Origin of the sequence: Dyella sp. ASV21, assembly GCF_016428975.1 — a bacterium.
GTDB lineage: Bacteria > Pseudomonadota > Gammaproteobacteria > Xanthomonadales > Rhodanobacteraceae > Dyella.
Genome location: NZ_JAELTT010000064.1, coordinates 1 through 23,044, shown reverse-complemented (window position 1 = coordinate 23,044; position 23,044 = coordinate 1). Strand labels below are relative to the sequence as shown.

General features: G+C 62.6%; 17 protein-coding genes and 1 tRNA gene. 14 read left to right on the top strand and 4 right to left on the bottom strand.

Features of this window, described 5'->3' with window-relative positions; genetic code table 11:
- Positions 1 to 196 precede the first annotated feature (196 nt).
- Positions 197 to 1,276 (top strand): Obg family GTPase CgtA, encoded by a 1,080-nt coding sequence (gene cgtA, locus JHD67_RS17075; RefSeq protein ID WP_199100429.1) that lies wholly within the window; start codon positions 197 to 199, stop codon positions 1,274 to 1,276.
- Positions 1,277 to 1,496: 220 nt separating this feature from the next.
- Here cgtA and rpsT read toward each other — a convergent pair whose 3' ends face one another.
- Positions 1,497 to 1,760 carry a 30S ribosomal protein S20 gene (gene rpsT / locus JHD67_RS17070; protein ID WP_199100428.1) on the bottom strand — a complete coding sequence of 88 codons (264 nt, stop codon included), beginning with the start codon at positions 1,758 to 1,760 and terminating at the stop codon, positions 1,497 to 1,499.
- A 289-nt stretch (positions 1,761 to 2,049) separates the two neighbouring features.
- Here rpsT and murJ point away from each other — a divergent pair, with 289 nt between their 5' ends.
- From murJ to JHD67_RS17040, 6 genes are all read left to right on the top strand, one after another.
- Positions 2,050 to 3,642 (top strand): murein biosynthesis integral membrane protein MurJ, encoded by a 1,593-nt coding sequence (gene murJ / locus JHD67_RS17065; protein ID WP_199100431.1) that lies wholly within the window; start codon positions 2,050 to 2,052, stop codon positions 3,640 to 3,642.
- Between the two features lie 82 nt (positions 3,643 to 3,724).
- A complete protein-coding gene (locus JHD67_RS17060) occupies positions 3,725 to 4,678 on the top strand; it encodes a bifunctional riboflavin kinase/FAD synthetase (RefSeq protein ID WP_199100427.1) in 954 nt (317 codons plus the stop codon).
- Positions 4,679 to 4,790: 112 nt separating this feature from the next.
- Positions 4,791 to 7,658: an isoleucine--tRNA ligase gene (ileS, locus tag JHD67_RS17055; RefSeq protein WP_199100426.1), complete on the top strand. Its 2,868-nt coding sequence runs from the start codon at positions 4,791 to 4,793 to the stop codon at positions 7,656 to 7,658.
- A 236-nt stretch (positions 7,659 to 7,894) separates the two neighbouring features.
- Positions 7,895 to 8,386, top strand: coding sequence for a signal peptidase II (gene lspA / locus JHD67_RS17050; protein WP_199100425.1), 492 nt, complete (start codon positions 7,895 to 7,897; stop codon positions 8,384 to 8,386).
- 57 nt (positions 8,387 to 8,443) lie between these two features.
- Complete coding sequence (gene ispH / locus JHD67_RS17045; protein ID WP_199100424.1) at positions 8,444 to 9,403, top strand: 4-hydroxy-3-methylbut-2-enyl diphosphate reductase; 960 nt, start codon at positions 8,444 to 8,446, stop codon at positions 9,401 to 9,403.
- A 52-nt stretch (positions 9,404 to 9,455) separates the two neighbouring features.
- A tRNA-Thr gene (locus JHD67_RS17040) sits at positions 9,456 to 9,531 on the top strand.
- A 487-nt stretch (positions 9,532 to 10,018) separates the two neighbouring features.
- Here the strand turns inward: JHD67_RS17040 and JHD67_RS17035 are convergent.
- Positions 10,019 to 10,216 carry a hypothetical protein gene (locus JHD67_RS17035; RefSeq protein ID WP_199100423.1) on the bottom strand — a complete coding sequence of 66 codons (198 nt, stop codon included), beginning with the start codon at positions 10,214 to 10,216 and terminating at the stop codon, positions 10,019 to 10,021.
- Between the two features lie 497 nt (positions 10,217 to 10,713).
- Between JHD67_RS17035 and JHD67_RS17030 the strand changes: the two genes are divergently transcribed.
- From JHD67_RS17030 to JHD67_RS17000, 7 genes are all read left to right on the top strand, one after another.
- Positions 10,714 to 11,025 carry a hypothetical protein gene (locus JHD67_RS17030; protein ID WP_199100422.1) on the top strand — a complete coding sequence of 104 codons (312 nt, stop codon included), beginning with the start codon at positions 10,714 to 10,716 and terminating at the stop codon, positions 11,023 to 11,025.
- A 446-nt stretch (positions 11,026 to 11,471) separates the two neighbouring features.
- Positions 11,472 to 12,002, top strand: coding sequence for a GspH/FimT family pseudopilin (locus JHD67_RS17025; protein ID WP_233171992.1), 531 nt, complete (start codon positions 11,472 to 11,474; stop codon positions 12,000 to 12,002).
- Positions 12,003 to 12,088: 86 nt separating this feature from the next.
- Positions 12,089 to 12,544 (top strand): type IV pilus modification protein PilV, encoded by a 456-nt coding sequence (gene pilV / locus JHD67_RS17020; RefSeq protein WP_255557358.1) that lies wholly within the window; start codon positions 12,089 to 12,091, stop codon positions 12,542 to 12,544.
- Positions 12,545 to 12,558: 14 nt separating this feature from the next.
- Positions 12,559 to 13,551: a prepilin-type N-terminal cleavage/methylation domain-containing protein gene (locus JHD67_RS17015; protein ID WP_199100419.1), complete on the top strand. Its 993-nt coding sequence runs from the start codon at positions 12,559 to 12,561 to the stop codon at positions 13,549 to 13,551.
- A 1-nt stretch (position 13,552) separates the two neighbouring features.
- The gene (locus JHD67_RS17010) at positions 13,553 to 14,155 is read left to right on the top strand and encodes a PilX N-terminal domain-containing pilus assembly protein (RefSeq protein WP_199100418.1); all 603 of its coding nucleotides are present in this window, start codon (positions 13,553 to 13,555) and stop codon (positions 14,153 to 14,155) included.
- Between the two features lie 70 nt (positions 14,156 to 14,225).
- Positions 14,226 to 18,230, top strand: coding sequence for a PilC/PilY family type IV pilus protein (locus JHD67_RS17005; RefSeq protein ID WP_199100417.1), 4,005 nt, complete (start codon positions 14,226 to 14,228; stop codon positions 18,228 to 18,230).
- Positions 18,231 to 18,292: 62 nt separating this feature from the next.
- On the top strand, positions 18,293 to 18,763 hold the full coding sequence (locus tag JHD67_RS17000; protein ID WP_199100430.1) for a type IV pilin protein: 471 nt from the start codon (positions 18,293 to 18,295) through the stop codon (positions 18,761 to 18,763).
- 31 nt (positions 18,764 to 18,794) lie between these two features.
- Here JHD67_RS17000 and recD read toward each other — a convergent pair whose 3' ends face one another.
- Together recD and JHD67_RS16990 are read right to left on the bottom strand one after the other, a co-directional pair.
- Complete coding sequence (recD, locus tag JHD67_RS16995; protein ID WP_199100416.1) at positions 18,795 to 20,777, bottom strand: exodeoxyribonuclease V subunit alpha; 1,983 nt, start codon at positions 20,775 to 20,777, stop codon at positions 18,795 to 18,797.
- The coding region (locus tag JHD67_RS16990) for a 3'-5' exonuclease (RefSeq protein ID WP_199100415.1) at positions 20,767 to 23,044 on the bottom strand (2,278 nt) is incomplete at its 5' end. The genes JHD67_RS16990 and recD, both read right to left, overlap by 11 nt.

Sequence of the window (23,044 nt, the reverse complement as noted above, 5' to 3'; positions counted from 1 at the left end):
GCCGTAAGTTCGTCAGCATCGTCAAGGTCTAAGCCTTTTCGAGGTTGCAACGAAGGCCCCGCTCTCGCGGGGCCTTTGTTTTTGTTGGGAGGCGGGATGGTGGATCGGCAGCGCGCGGCGTTGCGGCGAGATTCCCTTATGATGCAGCGAGGCTGCGCGTCCTGGTTCCCCGTTTCACTCTCCCCGGAACACACCCATGAAGTTCGTCGACGAAGCCATCATCAAGGTCCAAGCCGGTGACGGCGGCAACGGATGCATCAGCTTCCGTCGCGAAAAATTCATTCCCTTTGGCGGCCCCGATGGTGGCGACGGCGGCAGCGGTGGCTCCGTGTGGCTGGTGGCCGACGAGGGCCTCAATACGCTGATCGACTTCCGCCACCAGCGCATGTTCAAGGCCGAGCGTGGCCAGAACGGCATGGGCAGCCAGATGTACGGCAAGGGCGGCGACGACACGGCGATCCGCGTGCCGGTGGGCACCGTGGTCATCAACGTCGACACCGACGAGACCATCGGCGACCTTACCCAGCATGGCCAGCGCCTGCTGGTGGCGCAGGGCGGCAAGGGCGGCCTGGGCAATATCCATTTCAAGAGCTCGGTGAACCGTGCGCCGCGCAAGTCCACGCCGGGTACGCCGGGTGATGTGCGCGAGTTGAAGCTGGAATTGAAGCTGCTGGCTGACGTGGGCCTGCTGGGCTTCCCTAATGCGGGCAAGTCCACCTTCATTCGCGCCGTATCGGCGGCAACGCCACGCGTGGCGGATTACCCGTTCACTACGCTGCACCCGAACCTGGGTGTGGTGAGCCTGGGTACCGACCAGAGCTTTGTGATCGCCGATATTCCCGGCCTGATCGAGGGCGCTGCCGACGGCGCCGGCCTGGGTATCCAGTTCCTGCGCCACGTGTCGCGCACCCGCCTGCTGTTGCACGTGGTGGATATGGCGCCCATCGACGGCTCCGACCCGGTGGAGCAGGTGCAGGCCATCGAGCAGGAGCTGGGCAAGTTCGATCCCGAACTGCTTGAGCGTCCGCGCTGGCTGGTAATGAACAAGGCGGATGTATTGCCGGAGGACGAGCGTCAGGCGGTGGCCGAGGACATTGTGAAGCGCCTCAACTGGACGCATCCCTGGTTCCTGGTGTCGGCGATTGCGCGCGAGAACACCATGGCCGTGTGTCAGCAGGTATGGCGCTTCATGGCTGAGCAGCAGATGGCACACGAAGAGCGCGCGGACATGCTGCCGGGCGACGTGCGTCTGCGCGGAGAGGGGGCGAAGGAGTAAGCCGGGCGCGGCTGGTGGTCTCCATCCCTATGAAAAAAGCGGCCGATGGCCGCTTTTTTTTGCCCTATGCGTGGGCCATGGTGTCACGCGCGCACGAATGCCGACTTGACCCTGCGGGTACAAAAAAGCCAGCTTGCGCCGGCTCGATCTTATGGATACACAAAAAGGCCGGCTTGCGCCGGCCTTTTCGCCAACCCGAGATGCAATACGCGGGGCCGGCTTACGCCAGCTCGCGGATCTTCGCGTTGAGGCGGCTCTTATGGCGAGCAGCCTTGTTCTTGTGGATCAGGCCGCGGGCGGCGTAGCGATCCATGACCGGCTGAGCGGCGGCGAACGCCTCGACAGCGGCAGCCTTGTCCTTGGCCTCGATGGCCTTGATGACCTTCTTGAGGGCGGTGCGCACCATGGAGCGGGCGCTGACGTTGCGCAGGCGGCGCTGCTCGGACTGGCGCGCGCGCTTCTTCGCGGACTTGATGTTGGCCAAGGTAGAACTCCGAAATGAATGACTGGGTTGGAAAAAGACGGCAATTATGCGGTCAATGCGCCTTTGCGTCAACAGCTTAGGCGTTTGTCAAGGCGCCAACGCCCGTAGGACGCCACCCCGACAGCACCCTTAGGGCGGGTGCACGGACTTAATTATGCCATGAAGGGGCCGTGATCTCGCCCACAAGCGCTGTCACACTATGCGCCTTTCCGGGCAGGGGGTCGATGGTGACACGGCCTGGCGTTCAACTACAGGCAAAGGCGACGTCAGAGGCATGAAGTCTCCCAGTATGTTCCGTGGGCTGCTGTCGTTCAGCAGCATGACCATGATTTCGCGTGTGCTCGGTCTGGTCCGGGACATGTCCATCAACGCGGTATTCGGCGCCAATGCGGCGACCGACGCGTTCTGGGTGGCGTTTCGCATTCCCAACTTCATGCGCCGGCTGTTTGCCGAGGGCTCGTTCTCCACGGCGTTCGTGCCGGTGTTCACCGAGGTAAAGGAGAAGCGCAGCCACGAGGACCTCAAGCAGTTGATGTCGCGCGTCTCAGGAACGCTGGGCGGCGTGCTGCTGGTGATTACCGCGCTGGGGGTTATCTTCGCCCCGCAAGTGGCTGCGTTGTTTTCGCAGGGCGCGGCCGATACCCCGGAGAAGTTCGCGCTGACCACCCAGTTGCTGCGCCTGACCTTTCCCTTCCTGCTGTTCGTCTCGCTGACCGCGCTGTGCGGCGGCGCCCTCAACAGCTTTCATCGTTTCGCATTGCCGGCGCTCACGCCGGTGATCCTCAACCTGTGCATGATCGGTGGTGCGCTGTGGCTGTCGCGGCACCTGCATCCGCCCATCATGGCGATGGGCTGGGCGATCCTGCTGGCGGGCATCCTGCAGCTGTTGTTCCAGTTGCCTTCGCTGAAGGGGCTGGACCTGTTGACGCTGCCGCGTTGGGGCTGGAGCCACCCGGATGTGCGCCGCATTCTCACGCTCATGGTACCCACCCTGTTCGGCTCGTCCATTGCGCAGGTGAATCTGCTGCTGGATACGGTGATTGCGGCCTATCTGATGACCGGCTCCCAGAGCTGGCTATCGCAGGCCGATCGCTTCCTCGAGTTGCCGTTGGGCCTGTTCGGCGTGGCGTTGGGCACGGTGATCCTGCCGTCGCTGTCGCGCCATCACGTCACCACCGATCGCGAAGGTTTCTCCAAGGCGTTGGACTGGGGCTTGCGCACCACGCTGCTGATCGCGGTGCCGGCCATGTTCTCGCTGATGCTGCTGGCCCGACCGCTGGTGGCGACGCTGTTCCAGCATGGCCAGTTCACGCCCTTCGATACGCGCATGGCGACGTTGTCGATTACCGCGCTCAGCTTCGGGTTGCCGGCGTTCGCCCTCGTCAAGGTCGCTTTGCCGGCCTTCTATTCGCGCCAGGACACCAAGACCCCGGTGCGGGCAGGCGTGGCCTCGCTGGTGGCCAACATGGTGCTCAACGTGATCTTTGTGGCCTCCCTGTACCTGCTATGGGCCACGCCCGAGCAGCGTCAGTTGCCCTGGATGGACGGCATTGCCGTGGTGCCCGGCTTGCATATGGCGCTGGGCATGGCCAGTGCGCTGGCGAGCTATCTCAATCTGGGGCTGCTGTGGCATTGGCTGCGCCGGGCGGGCGTGTACCAGCGTCAACCTGGCTGGGCTGCCCATATGTTGCGCCTGGTGCTGGCCTGCGCGGTGATGGTGGTCGTGCTCTTGCTGGGCATGTGGGTGTGGCCGGATTGGACCCAGGCCGACAAATGGACCCGCGTATGGCGCCTGGCGGTGCTGGTGCTGAGCGGCGGTGGTGCCTACGTGGTGACCTTGTTCGCAGCGGGTTTCCGCATGCGGGAGTTGCGCGGCGTTTGACACGCCGCCGCTGCCGTCGGTCGGCGCCAGCGGCAGTGCGCAGATGTGAGGGGCAGGGCTCTCCAGCCGCTATACTCGCGCGATGATGAGACTTTCCAGGGACGTTGCCGGCGCCTGCCTGGCACCCGGCGGCAGCGTGGTTGCCGTCGGCGCATTCGATGGGTTGCATCGCGGCCACCAAGCCCTGCTGGCCGAGGTGCGCGAGCGCGCGGCTGCGCTTGGCCTCACGCCGATCGTGGTGAGCTTCGAGCCGCTGCCGCGGGCCTTTTTCTCGCCAGAGCCGGTCGCCCGCCTTTCCAGCGTGCGTGAGAAGCTGCGCGGCTTCGACGCGGCCGGCATGGAAGAGGTGCTGCTGCTGCGCTTCAATCGCGCGCTCACCGCCATGGCGCCCGAGGATTTCGTGCAGCGCGTGCTGGTAGAGCGGCTGGCCGCTCGCGAGGTGTGGGTCGGCGGGGATTTTCGCTTCGGCCACAAACGGGCCGGCGATGTCGCCATGCTCGAAGCCCTGGGGCAGGTACACGGTTTTGTCGCACGCACCATGCCGCCGGTACTGCTGGAAGGCGCCCGGGTCTCCGCCACGCGGGTTCGCATGCTGCTTGGCGCGGGCGAATTCGCCGGGGCGGCACCCTTGCTGGGCCGCCCGTTCGTGATCGAGGGCAAGGTGGAATATGGCCAGCAGCTGGGGCGCCAGTTGGGTTATCCCACGGCCAATATCCATCTGCGCGAGCGCTGCAGCCCGGTGCACGGCATTTTCGCGGTGCGGGTAGGGCTGGGCGAGGGCGAGTGCAGCTGGCCCGGTGTCGCCAGCCTGGGCGTTCGCCCCACCGTGAATCAGGTGGACGAGCCCCTGCTGGAGGTCCACTTGTTCGACTTCGACGGCGATCTTTACGGCCAGCGCATGGCGGTGGAATTCGTCGCCAAGCTGCGTGACGAGCTGAAGTTCGACAACCTGGACGCGTTGACCGCCCAGATGGCCAAAGACGCCCGTCAAGCCCGTGAACTGCTAGGTATGAATCCGCGCTTGAGCGAAGCGTAAGCGCCCCAAATCCAGTAACGTTGGCGCTTCCGCCCCGGGCTTGGCGGCGCCGCAAGACATCTCACGGCGCCGGCAGGGCCGCGCCAGAACCCGATCAGAGCATCCCCAGGCAATGACCCAGGACTACAAGAACACCATCAACCTGCCGCAGACGGAATTTCCGATGCGCGGCGACCTGCCTAAGCGCGAACCCAAGTGGCTGGCCGATTGGGAGCAGGTGGGACGCTACGCGCAGATCCAGCAGCGCGCCGCCGATCGCGACAAGGTGTTTGTGCTGCATGATGGGCCGCCGTACGCCAACGGCGTCATTCACCTGGGTCATGCGGTGAACAAGGTGCTCAAGGACGTCGTGGTCAAGTCGCGCCTGCTGGCGGGCTACCGCGCGCCCTACGTACCTGGCTGGGATTGCCACGGCCTGCCCATCGAAGTGGCGGTGGAGAAGAAGTTCGGCAAGGCGGGCGACAAGCTCGATGCCGCTGCTTTCCGCCAGAAGTGCCGCGAGTACGCGCAGCAGCAGATCGATTTGCAGCGCACCGATTTCAAGCGCCTGGGCGTGCTGGGCGATTGGGATCATCCGTACCGCACCCTGGATTTCACCTACGAAGCCGACATGGTGCGTGCGCTCGCCAAGATCGTGGCCAATGGCCACGTGGTGCGCGGTGCCAAGCCGGTGTATTGGTGTTTCGACTGCGGCTCGGCGTTGGCCGAGGCGGAGATCGAATACGCCGACAAGACTTCGCCGGCAGTGGACGTGGCCTATGACGCGGTCGATGCCAAGGCATTGGCGCAGCAATTCGGTGTGGATGCAGGCGATGCCATCGTCGCCATTCCGATCTGGACCACCACGCCGTGGACGCTGCCGGAAAGCCTGGCAGTCTCCCTGGGCGGTGAACTCGAATACGCCCTGATCGAAGGCCCTGCGCGCGATGGTCATCGCGTGTTGCTGGTGGTCGCCAGCGCGCTGGCCGAGAAGGTCGCCCATCGCTACGGCCTGGATGGCGAGCCGCGTGTGCTCGGCCACGTGGCGGGCCAGGCGTTGGAAGGCGTGCTGCTCAAGCACCCGTTCTATGCGCGCGAAGTGCCCGTGCTGATCGGCGACCACGTGTCGGCTGACGACGGTACCGGCGCCGTGCACACCTCGCCCGATCACGGCGTGGAAGACTTCGTCGTCTCGCGCAAGTACGGCATCGAAACGCTCAACTACACCGAGGCGCGTGGCACCTATCGCGCGGATACGCCGGCGGCGCTGGATGGCACCGTCATCGCCGGCAAGCACCTATGGAAGGCCAATGACGAGATCGTCGAGCTGTTGCGTCGTCGCGGCGTGCTGCTGGCCTTCGCCAAGATCGAGCACAGCTACCCGCATTGCTGGCGCCACAAGACGCCGGTGATATTCCGCACCACGCCGCAGTGGTTCATCAGCATGGAGAAGGAAGGCCTGCGCACGAACGCGCTCGACGCGATCAAGCAGGTGCGCTGGGTGCCCGCATGGGGCGAGGAGCGCATTGCCGGCATGGTCGGCGATCGCCCCGACTGGTGCATTTCGCGCCAGCGTACCTGGGGTGTGCCGATTGCACTGTTCATCCATAAGGGCACGCAGGAGCCGCATCCGGACAGCGTGGCGCTGCTGGAACAGGTAGCCAAGCGCATCGAGCAAGGCGGCATCGACGCCTGGTACGCGCTCGACACGGCCGAGCTGCTGGGCGATCAGGCCAAGGATTACGAAAAGGTCCTGGACGTGCTCGACGTGTGGTTCGACTCCGGCGTGAGCCATTTCGCCGTGCTCGGCCAGCGCCCCGAACTGCAGCAGGGCAATGCAAGCAGCTACAAGGTGATGTACCTGGAAGGCTCCGATCAGCATCGCGGCTGGTTCCAGTCCTCCTTGCTCACCTCGGCGGCGATGTTCGAGCGCGCGCCGTACAACGACGTGCTCACCCACGGTTTCACCGTGGATGCGCAGGGCCGCAAGATGTCCAAGTCGCTGGGTAACGGCATCGAGCCGCAGGACATCATGAAGACGCTGGGTGCGGACATCCTGCGCCTATGGATCTGCTCCACCGACTACCGCAACGAAATGTCGCTGTCGGACGAAATCCTCAGGCGCGTCTCCGACACCTATCGCCGCATCCGCAATACCGCGCGCTTCCTGCTTGGCAACCTCGATGGGTTCGATCCGGCCAAGCACTTGCTGCCGGTGGAAGAGAGCCTGCTGCTGGATCAGTGGGCCGTGCAGCAGGCGCACGACGTGCAGCAGGCCGTGATGGCCGCGTACGACCGTTACGATTTCCCGGAAATCGTGCAGCGTGTACAGAACTTCTGCACCAACGAGTTGGGTGCGTTGTACCTGGATATCACCAAGGATCGCCTCTACACGATGCCGACCGAAAGCCACGGTCGTCGCAGCGCGCAGAGTGCGATGTACCGCATTGCCGAGGCGCTCGTGCGCTGGCTGGCGCCAGTGCTCAGCTTTACCGCGGAAGAAATCTGGACGAACCTGCCGGGCGAGCGCAGCGAGAGCGTGCTGTTCGAAACCTGGTACGACGGTTTGTCAGCAACCCAGGGCTCGCCGGAACAGCGCCGTTACTGGTCCGACCTGCTGGCCATCCGCGACACGGCCTCGCGCGTGCTTGAGGGCATGCGCAAGGGTGAGCAGATCGGTGCATCGCTGGAGGCCAAGCTGGCGGTTCACGCCGACCCTGCGGTCGTTGCGCGTTACCAGTCGGCAGCATCGGAGTTGCGCTTCTTCTTCATCACTTCCGATGTGCGCATGGATCTGGCGGGTGGCCAGCCGGCGGACGCGGTGTTGACGGAGCTGGAAGGCGCGGATGTGTGGGTGTCGGCCACGGTGAGCAGTGCTGCCAAATGCGTGCGTTGCTGGCATCGCCGCGACGATGTCGGTACGCACGCGGATCACCCGGAGTTGTGCGACCGCTGCATCAGCAATGTCGATGGTCCGGGCGAGGATCGTCGCTGGTTCTAAATGCGGTGACCTCTCGCTCCGCTGCGGCGGGCAAGGGGAAAACCGCTTCACCTCCCGGACTCACCACCTGGTCGTTATCCCTGCGAAAAGCAGGGGCCGGCGCCTTCAGGGCGTTTCGGTCGATGAAAGTCACCGGATCCCAGCTTTCGCTGGGATGACGGCCATGGGGTGGGCTGAGGTACCGAATGGCCCGCATCTCGATGATGAGCGGCTCCGACACGACACATAGATTTCCCATGAAACCCAAACCCAATGCCCTTTCCTGGTTGTGGCTTTCCGCCCTGGTCATCCTGCTCGACCAGCTCAGCAAGTGGTGGGCACTGACCGCCCTGCCGCCTGCCGGCGTGCCGCACGCGGTCATCCCGGGGTTCCTCAACTGGACCCTGGCCTTCAATACGGGCGCCGCTTTCAGCTTCCTCGCCAATAGCGCTGGCTGGCAGCGCTGGTTTTTTGTGGGGCTGGCAGTGCTGATCAGCGCGGTGTTGGTGGGGTGGCTGGCGCGCACGTCCCGGCGCGACTGGCGCACGGCGCTCCCGCTGGGCCTGATCGTGGGCGGCGCCCTGGGCAACTTAATCGACCGCTTGCACGCAGCCCAGGTCACCGACTTTATTCAGGTCTACTACCGGGAATGGAGCTATCCGGTATTCAACGTCGCCGATTGTGGCATTACGGTGGGCGCCGTCATGTTGATCGTATTCGGGATGTTCGCGGGCAAGTCAAAAGCCTGAACAGCCCGCCCGTGCGATAATGCGGGCCTGACATCGACCCTCGGGTCCGGAGTGATCGTGGAAATCCTGCTCGCCAATCCCCGTGGCTTCTGCGCTGGCGTAGACCGCGCCATCGCCATCGTCGAGCGCGCGCTCGAGTCGTATGGCGCGCCTATTTACGTGCGCCACGAAGTGGTGCATAACCGTTACGTGGTCGAGAAACTGCGCCATGACGGCGCCGTGTTCGTGGAAGAACTGCACGAAGTGCCCGACGGCGCCACGGTGATCTTCAGTGCCCACGGCGTTTCCAAGGCCGTGCGCGAGGAGGCTGAGCAGCGCGGCCTCAAGGTGTTCGACGCCACCTGCCCGCTGGTGACCAAGGTGCATATGGAAGTGGCACGCCTGGGGCGCGTGGGGCGTAGCGTGGTGCTTATTGGCCATGCGGGTCACCCCGAGGTAGAAGGCACCATGGGGCAGTGGAATCCGGCGAGCAAGGGCGAGATCCTGCTGGTGGAGTCGGTCGAGGGCGTGGCGCACCTCGCGCCTGCTTTTCCGCACGAGCTGTCGTACGTTACCCAAACCACGCTCTCGGTGGACGATACCAAGGCCATCATTGAGGCCTTGCGCGAGAAATTTCCCAATATCGAAAGTCCGCGCAAGGACGACATCTGCTATGCCACGCAGAATCGGCAGGACGCGGTGCGTCGTCTCGCCGATGCGGTGGACATCGTGCTGGTGGTGGGTTCGGTCAACAGCTCCAACTCCAACCGCCTGCGCGAGCTGGCGGAAAAACAGAATGTTCGCTCCTTTCTCATTGACGGCGCCGAGCATATCGAGCGCAGTTGGCTGGATGGCGTAAAGCGCATCGGCCTCACCGCCGGTGCTTCCGCTCCGGAAAAACTGGTACGCGACGTAATCGCCCGCCTGCAGTCCTGGGGTGCTGGTGACGTGCGGGAGCTAGATGGCGAGCCGGAGACGATCACCTTTGCGCTGCCCAAAGAGCTGCGCATCGCAGGCGGCGCATCCGCCAGTCTTTGATCGTCGACATCTTGCGCGACTTCGTTCGAGCCCGTAATATTGGCGGTTCTTCGCCGGAATAGCTCAGTTGGTAGAGCGGCGCATTCGTAATGCGTAGGTCGTAGGTTCGATTCCTATTTCCGGCACCATTTTGTCGATGCATGCTTGTCTTCGCATCCGAAAGCCCGCCAATTGGCGGGCTTTTTCGTCTTAATGCCGACGTGAGCCGTGAATCTAGCGATTTCACGGGATGACACAAGACGCGTGCCTATTGCTCCAACGGTGAGCCAGGCTTGCTGGTGCGGATGGTGGTGGACTCGTCAAGCGGACGCGGGCGTCGAATAGGATGTTCTGGTCGGTCGAGCAGGCCTATCCAATCGCAATCCAACATGCTTGCCCCGATGCACTTCATCCAAAAGTGCCCGGCCAGCCCGAGTGAGAAGGAAGGGTGGTGTCCTTTTCGCGATAGTGACCGCAGGCATGATGTAACCCGCTCTTTCAAGCGGCAACGCTACCCACATGCTTACGCCCAGCCCCTGTCCTCTGTCGAGCGCATGCAATGCGGCGATATGGTCGGGCGTCAGCCAGAAGTCAGCCATGGTTGTAAACCTCGAGTGCACGAACTTGTGATTTTGCTCACGAAACATGGCAGTCCGGTGTCGATGTGCATCTGGCTCGCATATCGAATGCCATAACCCTCAACTCCATAAGACGTTTGAGTAATTCAAAGCTGAAATGCCGTGACCATTCATTGCGCGGCGGGCGGAGTGCTTTCGCGGGCAGCGTCCGGCGGCGCTGCCGGGTCAGGGCGGCTTCGATGCGGTTGATCGCCATCACGCGCATCGTCTTGCAGGTCCGTTGGACCTGAGGAAGGAATGGATAGCTTGCATGGGTAGATCTCGCCGCCGACTTCCTCGTCATACATGTCGGCCGGATGGTCATTAGCCTGCGAGGCGCGTGAGGCGTGCGCGGAACAACCATACGTCTGGCGAATCTCTTCGGATCACCAGCTCTCATGGCGTTAAGGGCGCCATGGCCGCTCCGTGGCGCGCGCACTTCTCCATCCTCCTGCGCTAGGCATCAAGAACGCCTGCCATCCGGTGCGGAAAGGAGTTGGGTCTACCAAGTCCTGGCGCGTACTGGACCACCTTGGGAGTAGTCGAAAACCCATGACCTTTGTCATGTTTGGTATCTCCGGTCATCGGCGTAAGCTCACCCGGTTCGTGGCTTCCCCATCGTCCCCTTTTTGGCCACTCGGACAGATAAGCGTCAGCTCAAGAAGCCGGCGCAACGGCTTCGTGCGCGTGCAAACCGTGAAATGGAGTTCATGCATGGCTGTTCTTGTCGGTGTTTACCTGCTGGATGGTGAGTCCATGGAGGAGGCGAATGATCAGCCCAATCCCTGGGTCGGCATTTGGACGCTTTTCCGATCGCCTTCGGGGAGCAGGGACGACTGGGAGCCGCTCACCCACGGCCGAACGTCGATAACCTTTGATAGCCGTGACGAGGCACTTCGTGCCGCGTTGGAAGAGGGCGCGGCCTTTGCGCGTTTGCTGCAAGCGGACGACGGCCTTGAACCCATGCACTGGCCGCCGAAGAGGCTGAGCAGGGTGTCCTATTCGCCTTATTACGGGCGCCACTAAGCCCGGTTTCCGTTGGGGCGAAACTAGGCCGGTGCCGGCCAGGTACGGTGTTGCCGAGTACACCATTGCTTTCGCGAATTACTGCGAACTTGGGGCGCCAGGACTCCAGGGGTTCGCGCATTCCCGCCGATTATTTCGTTATGCGTCGAAGGCGATGGCTTGGAGCCGGGATCGGTGGTGGTAGCAGCGCGCGGGTGATTTTTGACGCTCATCGCGACTTCATGGCGTGGCCGATAGTGATCCCCATCACATCTTCACCTGGCACCTGTAGGGCATTGCCCCGCTAATCCGAAAGATCATACCGTTTGTCGGCGTAGCTATTTGCGTCCATTGCGTCAGGCGGTAAGTTTTTGCGATGGGTTAGGGGGATCGCTATGTTTGTGCCGAATGAATCGCGGGGGGGCGCGCGAACGTGGCGCGGGCTTCGGCGCGCGCAGGGCTTCACCATGGTCGAGCTGACGGTCTCCCTGTTGATCGCGGGGATCATCGTGGTGGTCGCCATCCCCAACTTCCGCTCGATGATTCTTTCCAATCGGCTGACCACCGCGTCCAATCAAGTCGTCGATGCGATCAATATGGCGCGCGTTGAAGCGGTCAAGCGCAATGGCACGGTGCAGCTGTGCAGTGATTCGGCCTCGGCCAATACCGCAGCTTCCGACTTGCTTGGCACTCAGTGCGGTACGAACGTCGGCGGCGTCGTAGCGCTCGCCGTGGACAGTCAGGGTAAGCCCACGACGGATCCCGTGGCTGATGGCATCGACGCACTGGCGGCGCCCTTGAAGATTTCGGGAAGCCTCACACCGCTGCGCTTCAACGGACAAGGACTCGGCGCGACTATCGGGTCCACGGCGCCGTATAGCGGCCGCGTGGTGGACATTTGTACGAGCAACCTCAGTAGCAACAACCATCGCATCGTGCAGATCACCGCCGGCGCGACCGTCTCCGTTGTTATCAAGACAGATGCGACCTGCTCATGACTTACCGCGAAACCCGCCGCGCCTTTCACGCACCTCTCCAAGCCCATGCCACGTCGCGCGCTTGCCGCGGGCGTAGATCGATACGCTTGGTACCGCGCAGGACGCAAAGGGGAGTCGGGCTTATTGAAGTGATGGTCTCCGTACTCATTCTCTCGATCGCGTTTCTTGGTATTGCGGCCTTGCAGGCCACATCGCTGGCGGCAAACAACAGCGCCATGGCGCGGAGCATGGCCACAATTGCGAGTTACTCCATTCTTGATGCCATGCGTGCGGATCTTTCCAACGCGACCAGTGGAAACTACAACACCAGCTCGCCGATCAAGGCGAGCGCGTGCTCTGCTACTGCGGGCACGCTGGCAGCGGTACAAACCAATCATTGGTGCGCCCTGCTTGGCAGCACGCTCGGGGCTGCGGACACGACGACGGGTGCCATCAGTTGCACCGCGAATGGGGATTGCACCGTCACGATTTCGTTCGTGGATGTCCGTCCCGGCGTGAATAAGTCCACCCAGCAGACCGTTGTTACCAGGGCGATGCTATGACCCGGCGCAGCCCCATGCGTAGATGCGATACGACGTTACTCACAAAGCGCACGCAGTCGCGCGGCTTTACCCTGGTCGAACTGATGGTGGCGATGCTGCTTGGCTTGGTCGTCATGGGTGGGGTGGTGAGTGTTTTCATCACCAACCAGCAAGTGTATCGATCCAACAGGGCATTGAGCGATGTGCAGGACAGTGCGCGCCTGGCCTTTGAGATGATTGCCCGGGATATCCGCATCGCCGGCCTGACGGGTTGCGAGAACAGTGGCCGTATCGCCAACGTGCTGAACAATAGCGCGGCCAATTGGTATACGAACTGGAACAACCCCATTATCGGTTACACGGCCGGCCAGACGGACAGCGCCGCACCCAGCCGGACGGCCAATACCGAGTCGTTGATGCTGCTGGGCGTCGAAGGAACTGCCGTCACGGTCAAGGCCAACACCGAGCCGTCGGCCGTGTTCACCATCAACGAGTCGAGTACGAACCTGCAGAAGGGTGACATTGTGGTGGTCTGCGATCTGGACCATGCGGCGATCGTGCAGCTCTCCAGCGTCAGTGGTACCACGCTGACTCACGCAGCGACGGGAACCCCTGGCAATTGCACGCTCGACCTCAGTTTCCCCACCGTTTGCAGCAGTACCAGCAGCTACGTTTTCGCGCCCAATGCCCAGATTGCCAGGCTGACGGCAGCGGACTGGTATGTAAGTAGCAACGGTGACAACGGTACGTCGCTCTATCGCGCATCCGTGACCATCAACAGCACATCGGGCGCGGCGAGCATCACCCGCAATGAAATGGTGCGGGACGTCACCGGCCTGGCCATGACCTACCACCAAAGCGGCGACGCGTCCTTTGTTACGGCAGACAACGTGACCGCGTGGCCATCGGTTGATGCGGTACGCGTCACCTTGACCATGATTAGCGTCGATCGCCGTGCCGGTACCAATAACAAGCCGGTGTCACGAACCTTTACCTCCACCATCACGTTGCGCAACCGGGTGGCCTGACATGACGTGCGTTTCCGTAATATCGAGCCGAGTGCGTAGCAGTAAACCCGCGCCTGCCAGTCAACGTGGCGTAGCGCTGGTGGTGGCGCTCCTCTTGCTGCTGGTCATCACGCTGGTGGGGCTTGCCGCAGTCCATGGCACCCTTATGCAGCAGAAGATGTCTGCCAATCTCTATGACCGGCAGGTGGCATTTCAGAATGCCGAAGCGGCGATGCGCGTGGCGCAGCAGCTCATTGCGAGCAATCCGGGGGATATCGCGCGAAATTGCCAGGCTGGTGGCGTGGTTTGTCCGGCAAATCCCTTCAACGATCCAAATTTGCCTTCGAACAAGATCATCAGCGTGAACGCAGCCTCCGGCAATGGCGCTTTTGCAGCAGGCAACGTCGCCACGGGCCAGCCGCAGTATGTCATCGAGAATATGGGTCTGTGGCAAGACCCCAATTCGAGTACGGGCTCCGGACAGAGTGCGGGCTCGCACAACTATGGCGCCCAAGGTCTTTCCACCACCGTCAACTACTACCGCGTTACTGCGCGTAGTGGCAATCCCAAAGACGTGGGCGGCCGGGCCGTGGTCACGTTGCAGGCGATGGTGAAGCAGGGTTGAGTGCCGCTGGCACTCACGTTCTCCATCCCATTCATTCCTAATGTCGAATCCATGCAAGGGCTTGATCGCCATGAATACGCACACCCGCATGCGCGAGAAAATGGCCAGCTTCGTCGGTCGCCTGATGTGCACGAGCCTCCTGGTCTGTAGCATCGGCATCATCAGTGCACCTGTCCATGCGGCCAGCACTGCGGTCACCATTGATACGTCGCCGCTGATCATTCAGCCCTCGTTGCCGCCGAACATCATGCTGATGCTCGATGACTCCGGCTCCATGGCCTGGGATTTCATGCCCGATGCAAACTATTTGATGGGTGCGACTACGTACAACAATGGCGATGTCCTGGTCGACATCGACGCCTTGCGTTATGCGGGCAACAACGGCACCTACTACGACCCGAGTGTGACCTATACGCCACCGGTCAAGGCGGACGGCAAATCCTCCTATACCACGCCGGCCGGCATGGACACGGCTTTCGTCGACGGCTTCCTGAGCACCGCAACGGTCGACGTTACCCAATACGCTTCCGATAGCTTCTGCGACTACAACAACGTATCCGCGCGCAATTGCGTATCCGGCAGCAGCACGTCGTATCACTACTTCAAGTACTACACGCCCTTTGCCATCACCACCACTCAGACAAGCACGTACGCGACTAACCCCACGTGCAGCAGCGGTAGCACCCTGGTGAAAGATGGCTCGTCCAATAATGGTCTGTGCAAATCGGGATCGGGAAGCAACATAAGCTACAAGCAGCCGAGCAATACGGGATGCGGCTCGGACACCTATCTTCCCGCATCGTTGCAATGCCAGAAGAACACGCCGGTTACCAATACCTATTATTTGTTCACCTACACCGTGCCCGGTACCAATGGTGGCTACACCCGCAAGTACGTAGGTAAGACGGGTGATTGTGCCAATGCGAATCTCGCTTCGTCGGTGTGTAGCGAAAGCAAAGCGGCGCAGCAGAACGTCGCCAATTGGTTCTCCTATTACCGTACGCGCATCATGATGGCCAAGAGCGGCCTGATGACGGCTTTCTCGACGTTGGATAAAACGTACCGCGTGGGTTTCGGCTCGATCAACAACAACAACAGCTCCGATATCAACGCAACAGGTCTAAGCAACAACAAGTACAACGGTAAGAACCTGGCCGCCATTCGCGTGTTTGGTGACGGTACGGGTACCTCGCAGAAGGCGGCGATGTGGACCTGGACGCAGAACATCACGCCCAACGGCGGTACGCCTCTGCGTGTGGCACTGGATGCGCTCGGCCAGTACTACCAGAATGAAACGCAACCCTGGCAGACCGACCCTTCCGCGACGAGCGGTGCAAAGGGCTCGGATGAGCTTGCATGTCGCGCCTCCTACGCCATTCTCACCACGGACGGCTTCTGGAACGAATCGGATGGTTCCGTCACCGGCATTGGCGACCAGGACGGCCAGGCGGGGCCGACTATCGCCGGCCCAACGTCGCAGGACTACACCTATGTGCCGCTGCCCCCGTTTGCCGATACCAGTAAGGTGCCGACGTATTCGACACCGCCATATCCGCCGACCGGGTGGACCTGTCCCAGCGGTTACAGCCTGACAGGAACGACCTGCTACAAGGGCACCAAGACGACGCCCGCCACGGCCGTTTGCAATAAGGGCGATTCATACGATACGGCCAGCTTGCGCTGCCTGGGCACACTCACCGCAAGCGGTACTACCTACAGCAACACCCTGGCCGACGTCGCCATGAAGTACTGGCTGACCGATCTTCGCCCGGCCTCCAACGAGGTGCCCACCAACAACTTCGATCGGGCGTTTTGGCAGCACATGACGACGTTCACCATGGGCTTGGGCTTTGTGCCGCAGGACGCCAATGGCAATGCCATGCCCATGGACAAAATCGCCAAGTGGGCAAACGGTGATCAATCCCAGGCCATCGCCGGCTTCAGCTGGCCTAAGCCCTCCGCCTCCAATGGCGGCTCGATCAACAATATTTCCGATCTTGCCCACGCGGCCATTAACGGTCATGGTGGGTTCTACTCGGCGACCAATCCGCAGACATTCTCCTCGGGCTTGAAGGATGCGCTCAATCGCGCCTCCGAGCGTGTGGGCAGCGGCGCCAGCCTGGCAGCCAACTCTACGCAGTTGCAGAACGGTACGGTGGCGTATCAGGCGAGCTACTACACGGTGAAGTGGACCGGTGACCTGGTTGCTCTTCCCATCGACTCGAGTACGGGTGCTATTGCCGCCAGATCAGCCTGGAACGCGGCAGGCAAGATGCCGGCTGCGGCAAGTCGGAAGATCTATAGCTATAACCCGTCGTCTTCCACGTATCTGGCGTTCAGCGCATCGGGCAGCACGCCGCCCGCGCTGAGCGGCAAGCAATTGGCGGTATTGGGGACGGACGACACTTCCCGCGCGAGCATGGTCAATTACCTGCGTGGCGATAGCTCCAACGAAGTGACCAATGGCGGCATTTATCGAAACCGCAGCACGGTGCTGGGCGACATTATCGATTCCCAGCCGGTGTATGTGGGCGCTCCGCTGGCCAATCAGTTCCTTAACCAGAGCTTCACCGGGTCGAGTGGCTACACGCAGTTCGCCAGCGATAAGAGCAAGCGCACCGGCGTGATCTACGTGGCTGCGAATGACGGCATGCTGCATGGCTTCGATGCTTCTACGGGCGCGGAGCTCTATGCTTATCTCCCGGGCGCGGTCATCACCGACAGCAGCACCAACGGCATCCGTGACCTGGCTAACCCGGACTACGGTGTGGCGCTATCGGCGCCGCACCAATACTTCAACGACGGCGAGCTGACCGTCGCTGACGTGTATATGGGCAGTGCCTGGAAAACCGTGCTGGTGGGCACTACCGGCAGGGGACTGGCCAAATCCATCTATGCGCTGGATGTCACGGATCCCGCGAACGTCAAGTTCCTGTGGGAGCGCTCGGCGAACGATGGCAACTCCGATGGCAACAGCCAGTACATTGGCCAGATGACCGGAAAGCCGGTTATCGCCCAGACGTCCATCTCCTCCTGGTCGGTACTGATGGGCAATGGCTACAACAGCGCGGGCGGTGTGTCGGCGTTGCTTCAGTTCGAGCTGTCCACGGGCTTGCTCAGCGTGCACAAGACCACCGATACCACGGGGTTGGCCGCGCCGGCCGTGTGGATGGATAACGCTACGTCGGGTATCAGCAACGTAGCCTATGCGGGCGATTTGAGCGGCAATGTATGGTCGTTCTCGCTCAACAGCGGAGGCACGGCGTTTACGCCGACGTCCAATAGTGCCGGCAAACTGCTGTTCACCGCGACGGATTCAGGCGGTACGGCGCAGCCCATCACCTCGGGGCTGCTGGTCGGCAAGAATGCGCAGACGGGCGATGTCTGGGTGTTCTTCGGAACCGGTAAGTACCTGACCAGTACGGATCTGAGTAATACCAACCCCCAGACTTGGTATGGGCTGATCGTGACCAAGGGCGCTACGAGCAGTTACAAGGATATCGGCAGTCAGACAGAGCAGAACCGCAAGTCCCTGGTGCAGCGCTACATCACGGCGGAGACCTCCGGGTCTTCCTCCAGCGCGCCTGCACGCACTGTCACAACGACGGCCCAGGCGACCACGTCGATGAATGGCAAGTCAGGCTGGTACATGGACTTGTTGCAACCGTCCGTCGATGCCAAGGGTACGGTGACGTACATCAAGCAGGGCGAGCGCATGGTCACGCCCAACCAGTTTCAGGGCAATCTGCTGCTGGGTACCACGCGCATTCCAACGGCTACGGATCTGTGCAACCCCTCGGGTACCGGTTGGGTCATGGCGCTCGATCCATTCACCGGCACGAGTCCGCAGTCGGATTTCTTCGACATCAATGGCGATGGCAAGGTGAATAGTTCGGATCGAGTGGGCTCGACCCCTGCGGCCGGCATGGGTTTCTCTTCCTTGCCCAATAATCCGATCTTCGTGGGTAGCCAGATGCTCATCAACTTCCAGAATAACCAGAACAAGAATGTGGCTACCTCCGGTGGTGGCAACAAGTTCTCCCGCGTGTCCTGGCGCGAGCTGATCAGCCCATGAGGACGCTCTCCATGAGTCGCCGACCGTCCCCGTCTCGCCATGGCCGCTTCGCTTGCCCGCACATGACTCAGCGAGGACGCGGATGGCGGTCGCTACGCCAACAAGGTTTCACTTTGATCGAAGTGATGATCGTGGTGGTGATCATTGCGATCCTGGCCTCTATTGCCTATCCGTCCTATATGGCGCATACGGTGAAGGCCAAGCGGGTGGCGGCGGAAGGTTGCATGTCGCAGCTGGCCAGCTATATGGAGCGCTACTACACGACCTATCTGCGCTACGACAAAACGGACAGCAGCTCGACCGCCGTCGCCAATACGCCGCCGCTGCTCGATTGCCAGACGCAAGCGCAGACAGGAAGCAGCTACGCCATTGGCCTCGATGCCACCCAGCTCACCGCTACCGGCTATGTCATCCAGGCCGTTCCTCAGGGCAATCAGCTCAAGCGCGACGGCAAGTGCGGGACGCTGACGCTCGACCACACGGGCTCGCGTGGCATCAGCAACACCAGCGGTCAGCTTTCCGACTGCTGGTAGGCAACCGAAAAGAAAGGGCGCTTGCGGCGCGTCACGGTGAATAACGCGCCAGCGCTGCAGGCAAGCCCGATTGTCTCCGGCAGAGATTGCCCAGGCTTGCGGCGATGCTGTTTTCCGTGGCCAGCAGGCTGAACCAGCGTCGCGCGCGGGTAATGCCGGTATACAACAGCTCCCGGGTCAGCACGGCGCTAGCCTCGCCCGGTAGTACCAGCGCGGCGTGATCGAACTCGGAGCCTTGCGACTTGTGCACGGTCATGGCGTAGACCGTCTCCAGCTCACCCAGTCGGGCGGGCTGCACGAAACGCAGGCGCGTAGCGCCTTCTGCGCCGCCCCCCGCCACTTCGAATGCCACGCGCAGATGTTGCTGTCCTTGCTCATCGGGTACACGCAGCACCACGCCGACGTCGCCATTCATCAAACCCAGGCTGTAGTCGTTGCGCGTCACCAATACCGGGCGCCCTTCGTACCATTCTTTGCTCGCATCGATCAGGCCTTCCTGGTGGAGCAGGGCGGTGATCTGGCGATTGAGGCCTTCGGTGCCCCACGCTCCCTGGCGGAGCGCGCACAGCAGCTGGAAGCTGCCGAAGGCATGCAACACCCCGCGTGCCCAGGATTCATGGGCGGCCATGCCGGCCAGTCCATCCGGGCGGGTTTCCCACAGACGGTGCAAGTAGTAGCCATAGCCCTGCGGCATGGCATCGCCATCGGTGCGAGCGAAGCGTTCGCGGCCTCCGTGCAACACCCATGCTCCCAATGGCGATGACCCGGCAGCGGCGTCAGTCCAGGCAATATCGACGTGCGGGCGCAACAGCAGTTCACGCACCCGCGCCACGTTACCCTCGTTGACGCGCTGGGCGAGCTGTCCGATGCCGCTATCCGCACCAAAGCGATGGCTGTGCCGCAGCATGGCGACTTGCTGATCGAGCGCAAGCCCATCCTCGCGGACCCAGGCATCGATGCGATCGCCGGTTACGTCGGCCAACCATTGCGCGGTAGCTTCGCTGTAGTGGCCAGCGTCGGCTCGTCGGCACAAATCGCCGAGCACCGCGCCGGCTTCCACGGAGGACAGCTGATCCTTGTCGCCGAGCAAGATCAAGCGCGCATCGTCGGGCAGCGCGGCCAGCACGGCGGACATCATCTCCAGGTCGATCATCGAGGCCTCGTCGATGACCAGTACGTCCAGATGCAGCGGATGACTGGCGTCGTGACGGAACCGGCGCGTGTCGGGCCGCGCGCCGAGCAGCCGATGCAGGGTATCCACCTGATGGGGAATGCTCGCGCGCACGGCCTCGTCGACATCGAGCTGGGCGACCTGTGCACTGATTGACGATTGCAGGCGGGCGGCGGCCTTGCCGGTTGGCGCGGCCAGCCGAATGCGCAATGGCCGCGCGGCCTCGCGTTGATGCAAGGTTTGCAGAAGCCCCAGCAGGCGCACCACAGTGGTGGTTTTGCCGGTGCCGGGGCCGCCGGTAATCACCGTGAAGGCGCCGCGTGCCGCGAGCGCGCAGGCCACGCGTTGCCAGTCGAGCGTGTTGTCGCCCGGCGAGGGAAACAGTCGCGCCAGTTGCTCCCCAAGGTGCGCGGGAGCAGCCGGCGCGTGCGCAAGGCGCGCAGCAATGGCACGGGCAACACGCTGCTCATGGTTCCAGTAACGACGTAGATAGAGTCGTGGTCCATCGAGCACCAGCGGCGAGCCCGCCTGTCGCTGACCGTCGGGCGTATCCAGCAGGCAGGACGTGGAGAAGGCTGTTGGACTTTCCAGCGCCTGGGACAAGGCATTTTTCCAGGATATCGGCCAGTCGGATTCATCCGCCAGCACGCTCCAGGCGGTGAGATCCAGGCACAGATGGCCATCGGCCTGCTGTCGGCTAAGCACGGCGCCGAGCAGAGGCAACGCGGCGTGCGCCTGCGGGTCCTGCGCGGCAAGGAAACGGCCAAACGCGATATCCAAGGGACGCAGTAGCTTGCTGGCCGGATCGATGGATAGCAGGTCCAGGCGCGGATCATGCGACATGCGCGTGACCTCCGGTGGCGAACAAGCGGTCCAGTGCATCGACCAAAGCGAACGGCAGCCGCTCGCGATGCACGCCATGCGCGCCACCGTCGACGCCGCGCAGATAGAGATAGGCCACACCGCCCATATGGCGTTCGTAGTCGTATCCGGGCAGGCGCGCGCGTAGCTGGCGGTGCAAGGCCAGTGTGTAAAGCGCGTACTGAAGGTCGTAGCGTTCGCGCAAGATCGAGGCGCGCATGGCATCGACCGTGTAGGCGCTGGTGTCGCCACCCAGCTTGTTGGATTTGTAGTCGATCACGTAGTAACGACCTTGCCACTCGACCACCAGGTCGATGAAGCCCTTGAGCAATCCGTTGATGCGTTCCGGTTCCAGGCGCAGGCGCGGTTGTCCGCCCAGGGTGTGTGCGGTGACCAGCTCGTCCAACGTGCGCGCTTCCACGTGATGGGCCTCGAACCAGAACTCCAGCTCGGCGTAGTACTCCGTGACTTGCGCGAGGCTCGCGGTGGTGTCGTCGGAGAGTCGCAGGGGTGCTTGCAGCAGGCTTGGCACCCATTGCGAGAGCAAGGCGATATCGGCCTGCCAGCCGCGTCGCTGGCAGCGTCGGGCGACCTCTTTCTCCAGCGCGGCGGGGTTGGCGGTGACCTGGGCAAACCCTTCGGCCGCAGCCCATTCCAGCAGGTCATGCAGGAAGGTGCCGGGTTCGGCGCCGGCATGGAACGCATGCATGCCTTGCGCAGCCGCCTGTGGAGTTTCGACGATGCTCGCTTGTTCGCCGCTCGCTTCGGAGCGTACGTCCTGTGCGTGCGTTTCTGGCACGGCCACGGCGATATCCGCTGCTTCGTCATAGCGCAGCGCGCTATAGCTGGTGACCCACCAGCGCTCCTGCGTTTGCCCCTCGTAGGTGCGCGCAGGGGTTAGCGGCGTGATGTCCGTGCCCGCTGGCGCAAGGGGGCGCTCGTCAGCGAGTGAAAGGCGCTCGATATGCAAGTCCGGATGGTTCCCACGCAAGGCCTCCAGCCGAGGCATCAGCTCACCGGCCTGGATAACCTCGCCACCGGAGAGCACATGTCCAAAGGCTGACTTGTGCAGGCTTGGCGTCTTGCTGTTGCCTACTTTGTAGCAGGCGATGCCCAGCCAACTGGCATGGCGCGCGCGTGTCAGCGCGACGTAGAGCAGGCGTAAGTCCTCCTGCAGGCGCTCGCGGTCGGCTTGCGCTCGCGCGGCGTCATCGGCGCGTAAATCCAGCCGGGCTTCGCCGTGCGCGTCATGCCAGACAAAATTGTCATTGGGCTTCACTTCACGCGCGGCACAGACAAAGGGCAAGAGCACCAGGGGGTATTCCAGGCCCTTGGATTTGTGAATGGTGATGACTTTGATCAAGGCTTCTTCGCTTTCCAGGCGAACGATCTGGTCCTCGGCCGTGTCGGCCAGGGGATCGCTGGCCGTCGCCATCTGCATGGCCAGGTGGCGGATCAGCGCATGTTCGCCATCGAGACTGGTGGCGGCATGTTGCAGCAGTTCCGCCAGGTGCAACAGATTGGTCAGTGTGCGCTCGCCATCGAGGCGAGCGAGCAGCCGGGCGGGGAGATCAAAGGCGTGCAACAAATCGTGCAGCATGGCCAGCACGCCATGCTTCTGCCAGCTCTCATGGAGCCGCCGGAAGCGTTCGCCGCAGGCTTCCCAATAGTGTTCGTCGAGGTTCAGGCGATCCAGTTCGGCGTCGCTCTGGCCCAGCGTCGGCGTGGCCAGCGCCGCGCGCATGGCGCGATCCGACCCCGGGGTTGCACAGGCTTGCAGCCAGCGCAACAGGTCGGCGGCTTCAGGCGAGGCGTAGACCGAGTCGCGGTCGGACAGGTAAACGCTCTTGAGTCCGCGGCGCTGCATTTCGGTGCGTACCTTGGCTGCCTCGGCACCACTGCGTACGAGTACGGCGATATCGCCCGGCTGCAATGGCGTGAGCGTACCGTCGGCGCGTCGGAAACCGCAGCGTCCCGCCTGTGCGGCGGACAGCAGCCGCACCAGGTAGGCCGCCGCATGGGCGGCCATCAGGCTGGTATAGGTGGAGCTGCTGATGGGCTCGGGGGTGTCCTCTACCGCCAATTGCAGCGGTGGCAAGGGTTCGCCATCCAACACCAATTGCTCGTCACGCCCACGCGCCTTGACCGGGTGAAATGGCAGCGCGTGGGTGCCGTGCCCGAACGCAAAGGCGCCCTCGGCGTGCGTATCGGCATGCTCGAACACCCGATTGACCGCGGCAACCAAGGCC